We start from the raw sequence: 18,042 nt of genomic DNA on the forward strand, positions 1-18,042 counted from the left end.
TTACGAGACTTACAAAGAGGAGTAATACGTGGACTTTAGCATAAAAACAATCGACGCAAAAAGTGCCTCGACTGCCCATAAAGCAATTAAGACAGGCTGTATCGTCGTTGGCGTCTATGAAAACAAGAAACTTTCTGCTGCAGCAGCAGGTCTGGACAAGTCCGGCGACATCGCCGCCGCCCTGAAATCTGGCGATATCACAGGCAAAGCGGGCACATCCCTGCTGTTGCGCAAACTGGCTGATGTCGCTGCAGAGCGCGTATTGCTGGTAGGTTTGGGTGAAGAAGCAGCTACTGTTGGCGAAAAAGCCTACAACCAGGCGGTACAGGCTGCTGCCCGTACCCTGGCTGGTCTGGGTGCCAATGATGCAGTGATCGCCCTGCCTGCGGTCAAAGACCGTGACCTGGGCTGGTCTGTCCGCGCTACTGTGCTGGCTTTCCGTGAAAGCATTTTCCGCGCTGATGGCCTGAAAAGCAAAAAAGACACATCCACTGCTGGCGTTAAAAAAGTCGCCATCGCTGTTGATGCAGCAGACGCAACTGCTGCCAAAAATGCACTGGTACAGAGTGTAGCCCTGGCCAATGGCATGGATTTGACCAAAGAACTGGGTAACCTGCCACCTAACTTCTGTACCCCGACTCACCTGGCCAATACTGCCAAGAAAATCGCTACCGACTACAAAATGGTCGCCGAAGTGCTGGACCGCAAACAGATACAAGCCCTCAAAATGGGTAGTTTCCTGTCTGTCACCAATGGTACGGTAGAGCCACCGAAGTTCATCGTGCTCAAGCACAATGGCGGCAAAGTCAAGGATGCCCCAGTTGTTCTGGTCGGCAAAGGCATTACTTTTGATTCCGGCGGTATCTCGCTGAAAGCCGGTGCTGGTATGGATGAGATGAAATACGACATGGGCGGCGCAGCTTCTGTGCTGGGTACCATGCGTGCCATCGGTGAAATGAAGCTCAAGCTGAATGTCATCGCCGTTATCCCTACTTGCGAAAATATGCCTTCCGGCAGCGCAACACGTCCTGGTGACATCGTCACTTCCATGTCTGGTCAGACTATTGAAATCCTGAATACGGATGCCGAAGGCCGCCTGATCCTGTGTGACGCCTTGACATATGCAGAACGTTTCAAGCCAGCAGCCGTGGTCGATGTGGCAACACTGACTGGCGCCTGCGTGACTTCCCTCGGTCACCACAACTCTGGCCTGTTCACCCGCCATGACGAAGCGCATGACCAACTGGCAGCAGAATTGCTGGCAGCGGGCAAGCAAACTGGTGATACAGCATGGCGCATGCCTATAGAAGAAGCGTACAACGAGCAACTGAAATCCAATTTTGCAGACATGGCAAACATTGGCGGCCCAGCTGGTGGCAGTATCACGGCAGCCTGCTTCCTTGAGCGTTACACCAAGAAATACACCTGGGCCCATCTGGATATCGCCGGGACAGCCTGGAAATCTGGTGCAGCCAAAGGCTCTACTGGTCGTCCAGTGCCTTTGCTGACCACATTCCTGATCAATCGCGCAGGCTGATACCTGTCCGTGTTGAGATGAAATGAAAAAGCCGGGGTCTGATCTGTTCAGACCCCGGCTTTATTTTTGCTGACATCAGGGCTTGAACCAGAGCTCGGTGCGGTTCAATGGCATATTCGCCGGATTCAGGAAAGGATTTTGCAGCTCCAGCACCATTCTTTGCTTCAGAGCCGCCCTTTGTATGGCGACCTGGTGATATTTGAGGAAAATTTTCTCGAACTGGCCATTACGCACCATGTTTTCCAGCCCGTTGTTCAGGTCTTCAGCAAACTGACGCTTGCTGGGAGTGACAAAGAAGTAGTAGGCAGCGGGGTAATGCAGAGCGATGTCCTGGCTGATGACAAGATTTTTACCGGCATGCAAGTCCTGTTCTCTCCAGATTTCCATGATAGATCTGGGGAAGTAATCAAAGCGACCGGCTTCCAGCATGCTGAACAAAGCTTCATAAGAATTAGCTGTATTCACCTTGAGGCCATTGTGCTCCAGGATTTTGACGTCTGGCCAATCCTGTTCTTGCCCTGCCGAGTAATTCTCCATATCCCGCAAAGTTCTGATGGTCTTGAACATCTGGCGGTTTTCACTGAGAACAAAGGGGATGCGCCAACCGAGCAAGCCTTTGTCTATCGGTATTTTAATGGCGATCAGCGCTTTTTCTCTTTCATCCGTGGACATGCTCCACAAGAGATCAACTTCACCCGTGCCATATTTCATCTCATGCACGGCCCGGCCTTGCTGCATGGTCGCCTTGCTCGGCAATAGCTGGTATTTATTAGCGGATAAAGTCAGGGCCTCGGCCAGTAATTCGTGGATATAATCAAAATGACTATCTGTCTTGGCCGACGGACGTGGATAACGTATGACTGTCATATCTGCGTAGACAGCCTGGGAGCCAAAGATCAACATGGCGAAAAACAGGATTACTGAGCACTTACGCATAGTGTGTCTATAAAGAAAGCTCGTTACTGCATTTTAGTCTCTTTCCAAGATGAAATAAATTGCAGGCTCAATGAAAAAGTCAAAGATTGAAAAGTCTTGCTCCCTTCTGGTAAGCTGCTTCGCATACTAGCAAGTATTCACAGCGAATTCCAAATGCACAACATCGTATAAAATACCGTGCATATAAATTCGTTCAACAACCCAGCCTGCTTCCCGGTAAATTGAACGACACCTCACACTAAAATAAGTAAAACACACATGAAATTAGTCACCTGGAACGTAAACTCCCTGAAAGTCAGATTGCCACAAGTCTTGCAATGGCTGGAAACCAATCCTGTCGATGTGCTATGCATACAGGAAACCAAGCTCACCGACGACAAGTTCCCTCAGGCAGAGATAGAAGCGGCAGGCTACCACGTTGCTTTTACTGGTCAAAAAACCTATAACGGTGTGGCGATTTTATCGAAGCACGCGATGACGGATATTCAAAAGAATAACCCGCAGTTTGAAGATGAGCAGCAGCGCATCATTGCCGCCACCATAGAAGGCATACGCGTCATCTGTGCCTATGTGCCGAATGGCCAGTCACCGGATTCAGACAAATTCCAGTACAAGTTGAAATGGTTTGCAGCGCTGGAAAACTGGGTCAGGGAAGAAATGACACGCCATCCAAAACTGGCTGTCCTGGGTGACTACAATATCGCCCCGGAAGACCGGGATGTGCATGACCCAGCCGCCTGGGTGGGCATGAACCTGGTGTCACCAGAAGAAAGAACTGCGCTCAAGAACCTTATAGCTCTTGGATTGAGCGACAGCTTCCGCCAGTTTGAACAGGCAGAAAAATCCTTCAGCTGGTGGGATTACCGCGCCCTCGGCTTCCGCCTGAACAAAGGTGTACGCATAGACCATATCCTGTTGTCTGCAGAATTGGCTAAACAATGTACTTCCTGCGTCATTGACCGCGTACCACGCAAGTGGGAGCAACCATCGGATCATGCACCGGTGATTGCTACCCTGGCTTAAGATTTAGCCAACAAATTCAACAAATTTTTCGTCAACAAGTTTAATCGTCATATCCCAGACTGGGTGCAGAAGCCTTGTTCTTCGCCCAGCTTGATTTGGCTGGCGCTATACGTGGACCAGCAGCTGAATCTTCCATACGGAAGGCCGACATTGCAGTTTTCAGCAAGTTGGCCTGCTCTTCCAGTGAACCCGCTGCTGCCGCAGCCTCTTCTACCAAGGCAGCGTTTTGCTGGGTTGCCTCATCCATGTGCGCCAGTGCCACATTGACTTGCTGAATACCGTCGCTTTGTTCTACCGAGGCGGTGGTAATTTCATTGATGATCGCGGCAACCTGGTCAACCGCAGAGACAATACGGTTCATCGCAGCCCCGGCTTTATCCACCAACTCAGAGCCTTCACTGACTTTATTGACCGAATCTTCAATCAGGTTCTTGATCTCTTGCGCCGCTGCAGCACTGCGTTGCGCAAGAGTACGCACCTCACTGGCAACCACCGCAAAACCGCGGCCCTGCTCACCTGCTCTGGCGGCTTCCACCGCTGCATTCAATGCCAGGATATTAGTCTGGAAGGCAATGCCTTCGATGACGCTGATGATGTCGACAATCTTGCGTGAGCTGTCACTGATGCCCTGCATGGTCGTGACCACCTTGCCCACTACTTCGCCGCCCTGAGTCGCTACATCGGATGCATTGACCGCCATCTTGTTGGCTTCACGCGCATTGTCGGCATTATTGCGCACGGCTTCGGTCAGTTCCTCCATGCTTGCAGCGGTTTCTTCGAGGGATGAAGCCTGTTGCTCGGTTCGTCCAGACAAATCCATATTGCCAGTGGCAATTTCTGTCGCACCCACAGTAATGGAATCGGTCGCCTTGCGTACATCAACAACCATGACGCGCAATTGCTCCAGAAAGCGATTGAAGGCTGACGCAGTCTGGGCCACTTCATCATCGCCCTCGACATCGATCTTGCGGCTCAGATCACCGCCACCAGCGGCGATGTCCGACATGGCATCGCGCACCCTCTGCAAGCCAGCCAGCATACGGCCCACCAGCAAAGTCGTCAAGGGCATGATTACACCCAGCAAGACCAGCAGGACAACGGCAGAGAGTATCAGCAACTGATCCAGCGCTTCCAGCGCTTTTTTCTTGTCAATGACCAGCGCCAGGTAAATATCAGAACCGGTAATTTGCTGCAAGAGCATGAAGTGCTGCTTGCCACCTATCTCGGTCAGTATCGGGTCTTTTTGTTTGGACAGGTTTGCCAGATTATCGAGTGCCAGATCAGGGGTAATTTCCTTTGCCATTTTCATGACCCTGGCCTGATCTGCATGGGCCAGCACTTGGCCGCTCTTGTCCAGCAAGAAGGCATAACCGCCACCCGCCAGTTTGATGGTCAAAATCTGGTCAACAATCTTGGTCAGAAAAACGTCAGCACCCACTACACCACCCTCACCGCCTTTGACAGGTGCGGCAAAAGTGATCATCAGGCCAGGTGGCGCGACGCCCATGTACGGCGATGTTACGATGGGCTTTTTGGCCTCCATCGCAGCTTTATACCAGGGACGCACAGTAGGGTCGAAACCTGCAGGTGGTGGGTCAGGCGGGATATTGGTGAATTGCTTGTCGGGCTGGCCTTGATAAACACTGAGGAAGCTGCCGCCACCCCGCATCATGGTCAGGCTGGCCTGTAGATCAGCGCCGTTACCCAGGCCTTGTGACAAGCTGTCCATCATGGACAAATTGGTTTGTATCCAGTTACTCAATACCGCGTTATAACCTGCTGCAACACCGCGCATTTCATTGTTCAGGTCATTCTCTATCTGCGACTTCATCCTTAGATAACTGCCTATAGTCAGGACTATGGTACAAATTGCGAGCAATAATCCTATAACAACAATGAGTCTGGCCTTGAGTGATTTCATAGCTTCCCCTGAGTACGGATATGGATAAGTAACAAGACTTTGCTCAAGCAAATCCAGATGCGCGCAAGCACGCATATAGAAAAGCTTAATGCCTTACAACAATATTACGCCGCAGACTACGCAATGTGAGAAAAATTTTATCCAATTTACCACTTTGTAAAACAAGTTCACAAGTCTGTCGGTTTGCAACATCAATCCGGCTCAAATCAGCTTGATTCAATTCTTACTCAAACACAAAGAAAAGCGACTAGGCTTTTTAAAGCTAGCGCTTTAAACTAATCGTTTCTAAGGAGACAATAATGACCATCATCATCACGACAGAAAGGCTCTATCTGCGCACTATCACAACAGATGATGCCGCCTTTTATCTGGCACTGGTGAATGATCCTGCCTTTATCACCAATATACGTGACAAGGGCATACGCACGCTGGAAGAAGCCAGGACAGATATCATCAATGGCCCCATGGCCAACCAGGAAAAGATAGGTTTTAGCCTGTATGTGATGGAACGCAAGGAAGATGGACAGGCAATTGGCCTGTGCGGTCTGGTCAAGAGGGAAACCCTGAAGAACGTGGATATAGGCTATGCCCTGTTACCGCAATTTACAGGACAGGGCTATGCCAGAGAGGCAGCCAGAGCGACGCTAGATTACGCGCATACGCATCTGCGCATAAACAAACTGGCCGGCATTACTTCACCTGACAATGGCCCCTCCAATCAATTATTGCATGACCTGGGCTTTCAGTTGGAAGCTGTGGTGGTGTTGGCAGGTGAAAGCAGAGATACCAATTTATACGGCTATGAGTTTTAAACTGGTACCAATGCAATCACAAAGAAGTATTACAAGAAGCGGTCGAGTATCTTGCGGCTATGCTTGTCTATCTCATACATATCACGTATCAGGAATTGTATGCCGTGATTATCGGTAATCAATAAAGATGTCTTGCCGATGCGGCGTATATCTTCATCACCCTTAAGCACAAAATCGGTCTCGCCACGGTCGGTTGCTACCTTCCAGGTACATGGCAGGGCAAAGCTGGTGACGCTGATGATGTTGTTGATTTCAGGCATGAATTCGCGCCCTTCCAGCTCTTCCATGACCAGTTCACGTGCATCTGCGGCCAGATCATCAAGCTGATCTATCCATGCGACTTCCCGGCCATCTGTCATGACCAGCGAGATGCCCACCAAGGGTGACTGGATAGGAAATGCCCGCACCGGGCTGACGCCTTCAAACACTTCACCAGCCTCGTTACTGAGTATCAGTTTGCCGAAAAAATTGCGGGTCAGGGTAAATTTTGTCGTTGTCATCTTCTTTTACTCCTCAACCAGTTCTGCATTACGGGCTTGCGCCTGGTAAAGCTTGTAGTAAGCACCTTCTTTGGCCATCAATTCATCATGGTTGCCCACTTCGACTACCTGGCCTCTGTCCAGCACAACCAGACGGTCGGCCTTATGCAGAGTAGATAACCTATGCGCAATCGCTATGGTGGTACGGCCTTGCACCAGGTTATCAAGGGCTTTCTGAATTTCTTTTTCTGTTTGCGAATCCACGGAAGAAGTCGCTTCATCCATGATCAAAATGCGTGGGTCTATCAGTAAAGCACGGGCAATCGAAATACGTTGACGCTCACCACCCGACAAGCCCTGGCCGCGCTCGCCAACCATGGAGTCATAACCTTGCGGCAGGCGCAAGATAAATTCATGCGCATGGGCCGCACGCGCCGCCGCGATGATTTCATCACGCGTGGCTTCTGGCTTGCCATAGGCAATATTTTCGGCAATGGTGCCAAAGAACAGGAAAGGCTCTTGCAAGACCAAGCCGATATTTTGGCGGTAGTCAGATACTACAAATGAGCGTATATCAACACCATCCAGCAAGATCGCACCTTCCGAGACATCATAGAAGCGGCAAATCAGGTTCACCAGGGTACTCTTGCCGGAGCCGCTATGACCGACCAGACCTATCATTTCACCTGGTTTGATGTTCAGATTGATGCCACGGTTGACCGCACGGTTACCGTATCGGAAGCCAACTTCGCGCAATTCTATCTGGCCTTTGACTTCTTTTACCTTCACCGGATTTTGCGGATCAGGCACGCTCGATACATGGTCAAGGATATCGAAAATACGCTTGGCAGCCGAAGCAGATTTCTGCGTCACAGACACGATACGGCTCATGGAATCAATACGGCCATAGAAGTTACTGATGAAAGCGACTGCAGCCACCAGCGAACCAACGGTAATATCACCCTTGGAAATCTGCCAGATACCAAAGCCCCAGACCACGAGAATACCGAGATCTGTCAGGAATGACACGGTAGGTGAAAACAGCGACCAGACCTTGTTGAGCTTGTCGTTGACGGCCAGATTATGCTTGTTGGCTTCGCGGAAGCGCCCTGCTTCGCGCTTTTCCTGGGCAAAGGCTTTAACCACACGTATGCCAGGGATGGTATCGGCGAGGACATTGGTCACCTCGCCCCATACCCTGTCTATCTTTTCAAAACCGGTACGCAACTTGTCGCGCACCAGATGGATCATCCAGGCGATGAATGGCAACGGCAACAAAGTCACCAGGGCCAGCTTGGTATTGATCTGCAACAGGAAACCAGCCGTCATGATGAACATCAGCACGTCAGTTGCAAAGTCCAGCAGGTGCAGGGACAGGTAAACGCAAATGCGGTCACTTTCGCTCCCTATACGCGACATCAGGTCGCCAGTGCGTTTGCCGCCAAAATATTCGAGAGACAATTTCAACAAATGTTCATAGGTAGCGGTACGCAAATCGGCGCCTATGCGCTCTGACACCAGCGCCAGGATATACGTCTTGCCCCAGCTCAGCAGCCATGCAACAACCGCAGAACCTAGCAGGCCGCCAATGTAAAACACCACCAGCTTGGGGTCGACATAGGTACCGTTTTGATAGGGAATCAGCACCTCATCCGTCAACGGCTTTGTCAGGTAACGCGGGATCATGTGCGCAGCCGTGCCCAGCAACATCAGCGAGAAGCCAATGAACAGTTGCAAGCGGTAAGGATGGGCAAACCGCCACAGGCGCAATAGTGTCCAGGTAGAAGGTGGTGTGTACGTTACTTTGGTGCAGACCGGGCATTCTTCCTGGTCCGGCTCCAATACAGCTTTACAGCTAGGGCAGATATTTTGTTCGGCGCGCACTACAGGCATGCCGGTAACATGACTTAACAATTGTTCCTTGAAGTGGTCCAGCAGGCGTATCGCATGCAAATTCTGGCCCAGGGTAAAACGCCAGCTCGCCTGCAAGCCTTGCTGATCCACCAGTTCCAGGTGGCCGACACCGGCATGGTCATGATGACTTAATTGCAAACCGTGGCGAAAACGCCATTCTTTCCACTCAGTTTCGCCGGGTGATTTGGTCAGCAAGCGCTGCTCTGTCACCACCAGCAAGCCCTTGCGGAAGCGAAGTTTGTTGTCGAGGTCAACCTCCAGAGCAGCTAAAACGTTCTCGCCCTTGGCGATCTGACTATTGAGGTCAGACTGCCAGGATACTGGAAGTGATGTAACAGGCTGTTCGGGGCTGAATTGTGTTGTAGTCATCGTAAAATGAACTCCTGCTCAAGAGCTGGTCCCGAATCAAATCAGGACATAAATTTTAGTAAAAGAGATCACTTGGTTTCCGTTTCCGGCATAAGCCATGTCACGGAAGCAGCAATTTACGGTATTCTATCGAAAGAAAAATAATCAGATAACTCTGATCAAGAGGATGAACTGCTTTTGCGCTGGCGCGCAAGTATATCAGCAGGCGTGCCTTTCACAGCCGCTTTCAATATGATATACAAAGTAACATTGTGGCGATGACAAGATTTTCAAGACACCAGAAAATTTTGCATGGCCGGCCAGCCCAAGATGTTGTGCATTCAGGGAAAACGAAGAAACGCTCTAAAATGACAAGACCTGGTCTGCATAAACCTGGCTTATAAAAGTTTACATACATGACAACAAACAAGAAAGACATCCGCATTCTCAGCGCAACGCACTTGCGGGGCCCGAATATCTGGACTTATCGCCCTGTCATTGAAGCAGTGCTGGACATAGGTGAGCTGGAAGAATTTCCATCGAATAAAATCCCTGGTCTGTATGAACGCCTGACGACCTGGTTGCCCGGCATCATAGAGCATCGCTGTGGTGTCGGTGAACGTGGCGGATTTCTGGAACGCCTGCGTGAAGGCACCTGGTCTGGTCACATTCTTGAACATGTTGTACTCGAACTGCAAAACCTGGCAGGCATGCGTACCGGTTTTGGCCAAACCCGTTCTACCAACGTGACTGGCGTGTATAAAATGGCTTTCCGCACCCGTGAAGAACAGGTAGGCCGTACTGCCCTGCAAATTGGCCGTGATCTGTTGATGGCGGCGATTGAAGATCAGCCTTTTGACCTGCAAACCAAAGTCACCGAATTGCGCGAACTGGTGGATGACCGTTGCCTGGGCCCAAGTACGGCCAGCATTGTTGATGCCGCCACTGAACGCCGCATCCCGTCCATACGCCTGACAGATGGCAATCTGGTGCAACTGGGCCATGGCGCAGCGCAGCGCCGTATCTGGACCGCAGAAACTGACCGCACCAGCGCCATTGCTGAAAGCATTGCGAGCGATAAAGACCTGACCAAGACCCTGCTGCAATCTTGCGGCGTGCCTGTGCCAGAAGGCTCCTTGGTGCGCAGTGCTGAAGAAGCCTGGGAAGAAGCACAGGATATAGGCCTGCCCGTTGTCATCAAACCTTATGACGGCAACCATGGTCGTGGTGTGTCACTGAACCTGATGAGCAAGGAAGACGTGATTGCCGCCTATGAGCTGGCTTCACGCAAAGGCGACAGCAAGAGTGTCATCGTTGAGCGTTTTGTCACTGGTGACGAGCACCGTGTGCTGGTCGTTGGTAACGAGGTCGTTGCTGTAGGCAAAGGTGAATCGCTGTGGGTCACTGGCAATGGCAAATCAAATATTACTGAACTGGTCGATGACCAGATCAATACTGATCCGCGCCGTGGTACGACTGAAGACCACCCCCTGAATGCGCTGGACCCGGCAGCAGGTGCAGAGATCATCCTTGAATTGAAACGTCAGGGCATGGATGCCAATTCCATCCCGCTGGCAGGTCAAAAGGTATTGATACAGCCTAATGGCAATGTCGCTCTTGATGTCACCGATAAGATCCATCCTGATATCGCCTATGCGGCGACACTCGCTGCACGTATCGTCGGTCTGGATATCGCTGGCGTTGATCTGGTGGCAGAAGACATTTCCCGCCCCATGGCAGAACAAGGCGCGGCAATTATTGAAGTCAATGCCAGCCCAGGCTTGCTGGCCCATATCAAACCTGCCAATGGTGAAGGCCGTCCGGTTGGCAAGGCCATCATCAATCATTTGTTTGCGCCTGAAGAAAGTGGCCGCATCAGCATCGTTGGCGTTGCCGGTACCAAAGGTTGCAGCCTGATTGCCCGCCTCATCGGTGCCCTGATCAATATCAGCGGCAAGGAGACCGGGGTCGCTTGCGCCCAGGGCTTGTTCCTGAACAAACGCCTGGTCACCGATGGCGATTGCGCGAATTGGGAAGCAGGCCAAAGACTGTTGATCAACCGTTCTGTAGAAGCTGCCGTATTTGAAACCAATGCCAAAGCCATGCTCAGCGATGGTCTCGCCTATGACAAATGCGCCGTTGGCGTCGTCACCGATCTGGATGGCCATGCCGATCTGGGCCCTTATTACATAGACAGCCCAGACCAGATGCGCAAAGTATTGCGCACCCAGGTGGATGTGATTTTGCCTGACGGCGTCGCGGTATTGAATGCTGCCGACTCTGCCGTGGCAGACCTGGCTGAGCTCTGCGATGGCAAGGTGATTTTTTATGGCAAGGACCCGGCACTGGAAGCCATCGTCAACCACCGCGCCCTTGGTGAACGCGTGGTGTTTTTGCGTGATGACAATATCGTACTGGCAGATGGCGAGACAGAAACTGCTCTGCTGCCCCTGAGCGCCTTGAAACCTGCAAAAGTCGCCCAGGCAGAGAGTGTACTGGCAGCAGTTGCAGCAGCATGGGCCTTGAACATCACACCAGAACTGATAGGTGCTGGCCTCAGGACTTTTGACTCCAGCAAGAAAGCTCCTTACTGATTGCTTTAAGCATAGTGCGGATGTCAAATCTGGCCTCCGCACAAATACAAGATATATTGTTTACTCTTAGAATTTGCTATTTATCTGATGGTGTAGTTTCTGCCGCTTGCATGCTCAGGCTGTAAAAATCAGTACACCCTCGTTTGACGCCCTTTTCAACAGGATTAAGTTTTATGGAAGTATCACGCATCCGTGCCCTGCGCGGTCCCAATCTCTGGAGCCACCATACGGCCGTAGAAGCGATTGTTGCCTGCACAAATGAAGAGATGTCAATTGCTGGCCTGAACGGCTTTGAAGACCGTTTGCGCGCCTTGTTTCCGCAACTCAGTATTTTGCAACCGACAGGCCATGATGATGCCATCCCCATGGCTCATGTATTTGAATTGCTGACCCTGGGCCTGCAGGCAGAAGCCGGTTGCCCGGTCACCTTCAGCCGCACTACGCAAACCCTGGAAGCAGGTATTTTCCAGGTCGTCGTTGAATATTCGGAAGAAGCTGTAGGCCGCCTGGCAGTAGAACTGGCTGAACAACTCATCAATGCCGCATTGAAAGACCAGGCCTTTGACCTGGCCGCTGCGCTTGAACAATTGCGTGATCTGGATGAAGACGTGCGCCTGGGGCCATCGACTGGCTCCATCGTCAATGCCGCCGTTGCCCGCAATATCCCTTACCGACGCCTGACGGATGGTAGTCTGGTTGCCTTTGGCTGGGGTAGCCGCCAGCGCAAGATACAGGCAGCAGAAATGGATGGCACCAGCGCCATTGCTGAAGCCATTGCACAAGATAAAGAACTGACCAAGAAGCTCTTGCATGCTGCTGGCGTGCCTGTGCCTTTGGGGCGCTCAGTATCCGACCCTGATGATGCCTGGGCAGCAGCCCTTGAAATCGGCCTGCCTGTGGTGGTCAAACCCAAGGATGGCAATCAGGGCAAAGGCGTGACTGTCAACGTCACAACGCGTGAACAACTGGATGCAGGTTTCCAGGCCGCCAGCGAATTCCGTGATGACATCCTGGTCGAGCGCTTCTTGCCCGGCAATGACTTCCGCCTGCTGGTAGTTGGCAACAAGCTGGTTGCCGCTGCCCGCCGTGACCCGCCGCAAGTAGTGGGCGATGGCAAGCAAAGCGTGCGTGAACTGGTCGAGCAAGTCAATAAAGACCCGCGCCGTGGCAGTGGTCACTCCACTTCCCTGACCAAGATACGTTTTGATGATATCGCCTTGGCCAGCCTGGCCAAACAGGGTTTTGTGGCTGACTCCATTCCGCCCAAGGGCCAGCGCGTGGTCTTGCGCAATAATGCCAATCTCTCTACTGGTGGCGCAGCGACCGATGTAACGGATGATGTGCATCCAGAAGTTGCGGCTCGCGCAGTGGCTGCCGCGCAAATGGTAGGTCTCGACATCTGCGGTGTTGATCTGGTCTGCGACAGCGTCTTGAAGCCGATAGAACAGCAAAATGGCGGCATCGTTGAAGTCAATGCTGCGCCAGGTTTGCGTATGCATCTCTCGCCTTCCTTTGGCAAAGGCCGCCAAGTTGGTGAAGCTATTATCGCCTCGATGTTTGATGATAATGACGATGGCCGCATCCCTATCATTGCGGTTACCGGCACGAATGGCAAAACCACGACAGTACGCCTGATCGCCCATCTGCTGACTGCCAGCGGCCTGCGTACAGGCATGACCAATACGGATGGCGTGTATGTTGCAGGCCGCCAGATTGATAGCGGCGATTGCAGCGGCCCACGCAGTGCCCGCAATGTTCTGTCCCACCCGGATGTCGATGCAGCCGTGTTTGAAACTGCCCGTGGCGGCGTCTTGCGTGAAGGCCTGGCCTATGACCGTTGCCAGGTTGCTGTCGTCACCAATATAGGTTCTGGTGACCACCTTGGTTTGAATTACATCACCACGGTAGAAGACCTGGCCGTATTGAAACGCGTCATCGTGCAAAACGTTGCCGACAACGGCTATGCCGTGCTGAATGCGGCTGACCCTATCGTTGCGGCCATGGCCAGCAATTGCCCGTCTGCCGTCATCTTCTTTGCAGCGGACCACCAGCACCCTGTCATGGCAACACACAGGGCTCAGGGCAAGCGCGTGGTATATATAGAAAACGGCCATCTGATCGCTGCAGAAGGCAAGACACGCCATAGCGTACCGCTGGCTGATATCCCTATCACCCGCAATGGCAGCATAGGCTTCCAGGTCGAGAACGTCATGGCATCTGTAGCCGCTGCCTGGGCAATTAATATTGACTGGGACAGCATACGCGCAGGCTTGTTGTCCTTTGCCAATGAAGCAGACAATGCGCCTGGCCGCTTCAATGTCTTCAACTTCCGAGGTGCAACCCTGATCGCTGATTACGGCCACAACCCGGATGCGATACTGGCACTGGTGCGCGCAGTAGAAACCATGCCTGCCAAACGTCGTTCTGTCGTCATCAGCGGTGCTGGCGACCGCCGTGACCAGGATATACGCCAGCAAACTGAAATCCTCGGTGAATCTTTTGATGACGTGGTGCTGTACCAGGATCAATGCCAGCGTGGCCGTGCAGACGGTGAAGTTGTCGCCCTCTTGCGTGAAGGCCTGAAGCAGGCAACAAAAACCTCGCGTATAGATGAAATCAACGGTGAATTCATTGCCATTGATCTGGCCATGGACAGACTGGAAGCAGGTGATCTTTGCCTGATCCTGATTGATCAGGTAGAAGAAGCTCTGGCGCATATCGCCAAGCGTGTTGCAGCAGGCTGAAACTCGCTGCATACATTAAAAAAGCCGGGCCAGTTTACAACTGGCCCGGCTTTTTTAATTACTGATGCCTTCAACTATTGCGGCTTGCCCCCTCATGAAGCACAGACCCGCTTATCCGCTAATCCACTTATCCGCCTGCCCATCAAATCATGAAACCCTTGGTTTCAGGTTTGACATTGTGTAAACCTGCCAGCGGCAGATGTTTGTCAGTGGTGATCTCACCGTCCAGCATCAGCGAGGTATAGCGCAAACAGCAAACCCGCAGGAAGGATGAGAAATTGTCGATATGGCCGCGGTAGGCAATCAACTCATCATACAGCTTGGTGATGAGTTGATTGGTATTCATGCTATCGCGCTGGGCAATCTCTTCCAGCACATTCCAGAATATATTTTCCAGTCTGATGGAAGTCACCACGCCATGCAGGCGCAGGGAACGCGCCCTGGATTCATACAGACCAGGGTCAGCTTTGATAAAAATCTCGCACATTTTTCCTCCCGCATATCGTCAAGAAAAAGATTTCCTGACGATTATACGGCACTTGCCTGATTTGCAAGCCAAGCTACGATTTGACTACAACTTGATTTCAGTTCCCAGCAATTGCAGGAACTGCCCTATCCAGGCTGGATGTGCAGGCCATGCAGGTGCCGTGACAAAATTCTTGTCCGTCACTGCATCGGTAACAGCAATATTTGCGTAATGGCCACCTGCTGTCTCTACTTCTGGCTGGCAAGCAGGGTAAGCTGAGCATTTGATGCCTTCAAGCACCTTGGCGGCAGCCAAAATCTGCGCACCATGGCAAACTGCTGCTATCGGCTTCTTTGTTTGCGCGAAATGTTGCACGATAGCAATCACTTGTGGGTTCAGGCGCAGATATTCAGGCGCACGACCGCCAGGTATCAGCAAGGCATCATAATCCTGCGCATTGATACTGGCAAAGTCGTGGGTGATGCTGAATCTATGGCCTGGCTTCTCTGTATAAGTCTGCTGGCCTTCAAAATCATGGATGGCGGTAGCCACATAGTCACCTGGCTTTTTGTCAGGGCACACTGCGTGTACTGCATGCCCGACAGCCAGCAGGCTTTGGAAAGGCACCATTGCCTCATAATCTTCTACAAAATCACCGACCAGCATAAGAATTTTTTTGGCTGCCATGATGTCTCCTGAATATTGGTTTGAAGGAGACCCATTGTTGAGCAAATTTCAGCATCGCAGGTAATGACGGGTTACTACATGAATGAGAAAATTTCCACCTGGAAATTAACTATATTTTGCGCATTCTTATTGATATTTTGCGACGTATTAATCAAACAGTAACAGGAACTCGTATAAAATCAAATCATGCTCTGGAATTCGATCATACGGGGCGGGTATCGTTTATAGCCTGGAGACAACATGGCAGAAGCAGGACCGCTGTATAAAAATCGGGTATTGCTGCTCACGCAAACCTTTTTCATCATCGATAACAAGAAAGAATTGTTGATCGGTGCGCATAAGTACGACTTCGATATACTGTTTTTTGACCAGATGAGTGACTTTGTGAAGGCTGTACAGACTTCCGAAGGTCATGACCTGTTCGTGATTGACCTTGATGTGCTGTACAACATGCAGGACGACATGCAGCACACCCGCCGCCAGACCATGTTCCTGAGCGACTTGCTGCAGCGCCTGCCAGATGACCAGAGCTATATCTACCTGCAGACCGTGCGTCAGGGCGAGCGTTTCTTGCTGCAACAAAAACTGGTTGATAGCAATTGCATGGCCTACGCAGAAAAACCCATCACCAATGAGGTGCTGGTTGATAAGCTGTTCAACATCTTTGCCCGTCAAAAGCGCGGCGAGAACAATACCATCGTCCTTTGCGGTGAACTGTCTTCACTCGATACTGCCCTGCTGGCAGAAAACCATATAGAACTGCTGCACAATCCTGATGCCCGCTCTTTGCATGTGCGCGTCAAGGAAGCCCAGCCAGATATCGTCATCATCGATGAAGCACAATATCTGCAGACCGAAGCCCTGGTGCGCGTACTCAAAAAGAATATAGAATTTGACCCCGGACGCGAAATTATCCTGCTGCAAAGCCGCCCTGACCCAGCCATGGCCAGGCGCGCACTTGATAGCGGTTTTGATGAAATCCTGACACCCAGCGACGCCGATGTACTGACACGCCAGCTACTGAACCGTGTCAATAAAATCCGCGCCAGCAAAGACCTCATCAGCCGCGACCGTGCCACTGGCTTGTTGAATAAAGTCGGTTTGCAGAAAAAGGCCCAGGAATGGATACGCCGCGCCAGCCGCGAAGACAAACCGCTGGCCTACGGCATCATCGACATCGACAAGTTCAAGAACATCAATGACACCTGGGGCCATTACTTTGGCGACATCGTCATCAAACGTTTGTCTTTGGTCTTGTCCGCACAACTGGGCGAGCAGGATTTGCTCAGCCGTTTTGGTGGCGAAGAATTTGTCGTGGTTTTCTGGGATTGCACACCGGCACAAGGCAAACAAAAACTCGACGCAATGCGCGAAGCCTTTGGAAAGATCGTTTTCGAAGTCAAACCAGGCGAAAATAAAAATTTCAGCTTCAGCGGCGGCATCGCCGACTTCCCGACCTGGAATACCGAAAATGCCATGTTCTTGCAGGCAGATGCGATGTTGTACCAAGCCAAGCAAGGTGGGCGGAATCAGGTTTGTGTTAGTGGGAAATAATACAACTCAAGGCCCCACCCGTAGGTTGGGCCGGGCCTCGCTAGGCTACGCTTCAGCCCAACACTGGGCCTCAAATAGACGCATACCTTATTTAACCGCTGATTGTTGGGCTGATAAACGTAGCCCAACCTACAAAAACCAATCTAGCTGAGCCCACACATTTGCCTTTCACGAAAAGACAGATAATGAGAGTAATTTGCCCGTCCCTGGCCACTCATTTCCGCGTGGAAGACTTCTTTTAAAAACCAGCGCACTTACAGGTTCATACAGCAAAACATACTGTCTCGCGAGACGCAATCGCCGCCTGCGCAACTGATGCATTGATACCGGTTTTTCCCATCCCCACTGGGGGAACGGTTTCCTCATTGCGTTCCTGCGCTCAAGTATCAATACTCTGGTCAATTGGCGCTTTAACTCTATCCTGCCCATGCGCACGACTGGTTTTCTCCAAGGACGTACAGGCCGGAATTCACGCTGTTTCAACATAGTAAATAGTATTAAAAATCAGTTTACGAGTATTTTATGTACTCTTTTTTATAAGCATCAACGCAGCGCTGTCTAGACTGACGAAGTGACTCACCTTTTTTTGCAAGCGGATAACCGATTGAGCCTAAAAATTCATTGCATTCCTTTTTATCGAACAAGTACAGTTGATCCAAGGACTCATCATAAGTAAGCAGCCTGCCATCAATACCATAGAAAAGACATGGATCTAAAACACGTCTCGTGCAGTCATGGTCGGGATGATTATTTTTTTTCTCAAACACAATATCTGACTTTTCCCTTATTACTGATAAATAATAGGTAAGGACCATAGTTATACAAATTAACCAAGGACCAAACAACAGGCAAAAAATAATGCCTGCACCATTTGAAAAACTTGAACTGACGACAAACAAGAAAAGTAAAATCAGCAATAACGAGAAAATTGCCTTGTCACCTCGTCCATGCAAAAACAAGGTAATCAACAAAATCACCGAAGCAGCTAAGGGAAATAAGAACAATGCCATGAACTCTGATGAACTAA

The 18,042-nt window shown here is 51.1% G+C and carries 13 protein-coding genes; 6 read left to right on the top strand and 7 right to left on the bottom strand.

The window, feature by feature from the left end:
- Positions 1–28 precede the first annotated feature (28 nt).
- Entirely contained in the window at positions 29–1,537 is a 1,509-nt protein-coding gene (locus ACO0LL_RS23660) for a leucyl aminopeptidase (RefSeq protein WP_422953269.1), read from the top strand.
- A 75-nt stretch (positions 1,538–1,612) separates the two neighbouring features.
- Here the strand turns inward: ACO0LL_RS23660 and ACO0LL_RS23665 are convergent, their stop codons facing one another.
- Positions 1,613–2,473: a substrate-binding periplasmic protein gene (locus tag ACO0LL_RS23665; protein WP_422953270.1), complete on the bottom strand. Its 861-nt coding sequence runs from the start codon at positions 2,471–2,473 to the stop codon at positions 1,613–1,615.
- Between the two features lie 258 nt (positions 2,474–2,731).
- Here ACO0LL_RS23665 and xth point away from each other — a divergent pair, with 258 nt between their 5' ends.
- Complete coding sequence (gene xth / locus ACO0LL_RS23670; protein ID WP_422953271.1) at positions 2,732–3,496, top strand: exodeoxyribonuclease III; 765 nt, start codon at positions 2,732–2,734, stop codon at positions 3,494–3,496.
- A gap of 40 nt (positions 3,497–3,536) precedes the next feature.
- On the opposite strand, the gene ACO0LL_RS23675 is transcribed toward xth, so the two are convergent.
- Positions 3,537–5,417, bottom strand: a complete 1,881-nt coding sequence (locus tag ACO0LL_RS23675; protein WP_422953272.1) for a methyl-accepting chemotaxis protein — start codon at positions 5,415–5,417, stop codon at positions 3,537–3,539.
- A gap of 299 nt (positions 5,418–5,716) precedes the next feature.
- Between ACO0LL_RS23675 and ACO0LL_RS23680 the strand changes: the two genes are divergently transcribed.
- The gene (locus ACO0LL_RS23680; protein WP_422953273.1) at positions 5,717–6,229 is read left to right on the top strand and encodes a GNAT family N-acetyltransferase; all 513 of its coding nucleotides are present in this window, start codon (positions 5,717–5,719) and stop codon (positions 6,227–6,229) included.
- 29 nt (positions 6,230–6,258) lie between these two features.
- On the opposite strand, the gene ACO0LL_RS23685 is transcribed toward ACO0LL_RS23680, so the two are convergent.
- Positions 6,259–6,729, bottom strand: coding sequence for a DUF1854 domain-containing protein (locus tag ACO0LL_RS23685; protein WP_422953274.1), 471 nt, complete (start codon positions 6,727–6,729; stop codon positions 6,259–6,261).
- A 6-nt stretch (positions 6,730–6,735) separates the two neighbouring features.
- On the bottom strand, positions 6,736–8,991 hold the full coding sequence (locus ACO0LL_RS23690) for an ABC transporter ATP-binding protein (protein WP_422953275.1): 2,256 nt from the start codon (positions 8,989–8,991) through the stop codon (positions 6,736–6,738).
- A 395-nt stretch (positions 8,992–9,386) separates the two neighbouring features.
- Between ACO0LL_RS23690 and cphA (ACO0LL_RS23695) the strand changes: the two genes are divergently transcribed.
- Together cphA (ACO0LL_RS23695) and cphA (ACO0LL_RS23700) are read left to right on the top strand one after the other, a co-directional pair.
- Positions 9,387–11,564, top strand: coding sequence for a cyanophycin synthetase (gene cphA / locus ACO0LL_RS23695; RefSeq protein WP_422953276.1), 2,178 nt, complete (start codon positions 9,387–9,389; stop codon positions 11,562–11,564).
- A gap of 173 nt (positions 11,565–11,737) precedes the next feature.
- A complete protein-coding gene (cphA, locus tag ACO0LL_RS23700) occupies positions 11,738–14,308 on the top strand; it encodes a cyanophycin synthetase (RefSeq protein WP_422953277.1) in 2,571 nt (856 codons plus the stop codon).
- A 142-nt stretch (positions 14,309–14,450) separates the two neighbouring features.
- Here cphA (ACO0LL_RS23700) and ACO0LL_RS23705 read toward each other — a convergent pair whose 3' ends face one another.
- Together ACO0LL_RS23705 and ACO0LL_RS23710 are read right to left on the bottom strand one after the other, a co-directional pair.
- Positions 14,451–14,795: a ribbon-helix-helix domain-containing protein gene (locus ACO0LL_RS23705; RefSeq protein ID WP_422953278.1), complete on the bottom strand. Its 345-nt coding sequence runs from the start codon at positions 14,793–14,795 to the stop codon at positions 14,451–14,453.
- A gap of 84 nt (positions 14,796–14,879) precedes the next feature.
- On the bottom strand, positions 14,880–15,461 hold the full coding sequence (locus ACO0LL_RS23710; RefSeq protein ID WP_422953279.1) for a DJ-1/PfpI family protein: 582 nt from the start codon (positions 15,459–15,461) through the stop codon (positions 14,880–14,882).
- Positions 15,462–15,701: 240 nt separating this feature from the next.
- On the opposite strand from ACO0LL_RS23710, the gene ACO0LL_RS23715 reads away from it, so the two are divergent.
- The gene (locus ACO0LL_RS23715) at positions 15,702–17,015 is read left to right on the top strand and encodes a diguanylate cyclase (RefSeq protein ID WP_422953280.1); all 1,314 of its coding nucleotides are present in this window, start codon (positions 15,702–15,704) and stop codon (positions 17,013–17,015) included.
- Between the two features lie 509 nt (positions 17,016–17,524).
- Here the strand turns inward: ACO0LL_RS23715 and ACO0LL_RS23720 are convergent.
- Positions 17,525–18,025, bottom strand: coding sequence for a hypothetical protein (locus tag ACO0LL_RS23720; protein WP_422953281.1), 501 nt, complete (start codon positions 18,023–18,025; stop codon positions 17,525–17,527).
- Positions 18,026–18,042 lie beyond the last annotated feature (17 nt).

It is taken from the genome of Undibacterium sp. TC4M20W (assembly GCF_049340245.1).
In the GTDB taxonomy this organism is placed as follows: Bacteria; Pseudomonadota; Gammaproteobacteria; order Burkholderiales; family Burkholderiaceae_D; genus Undibacterium.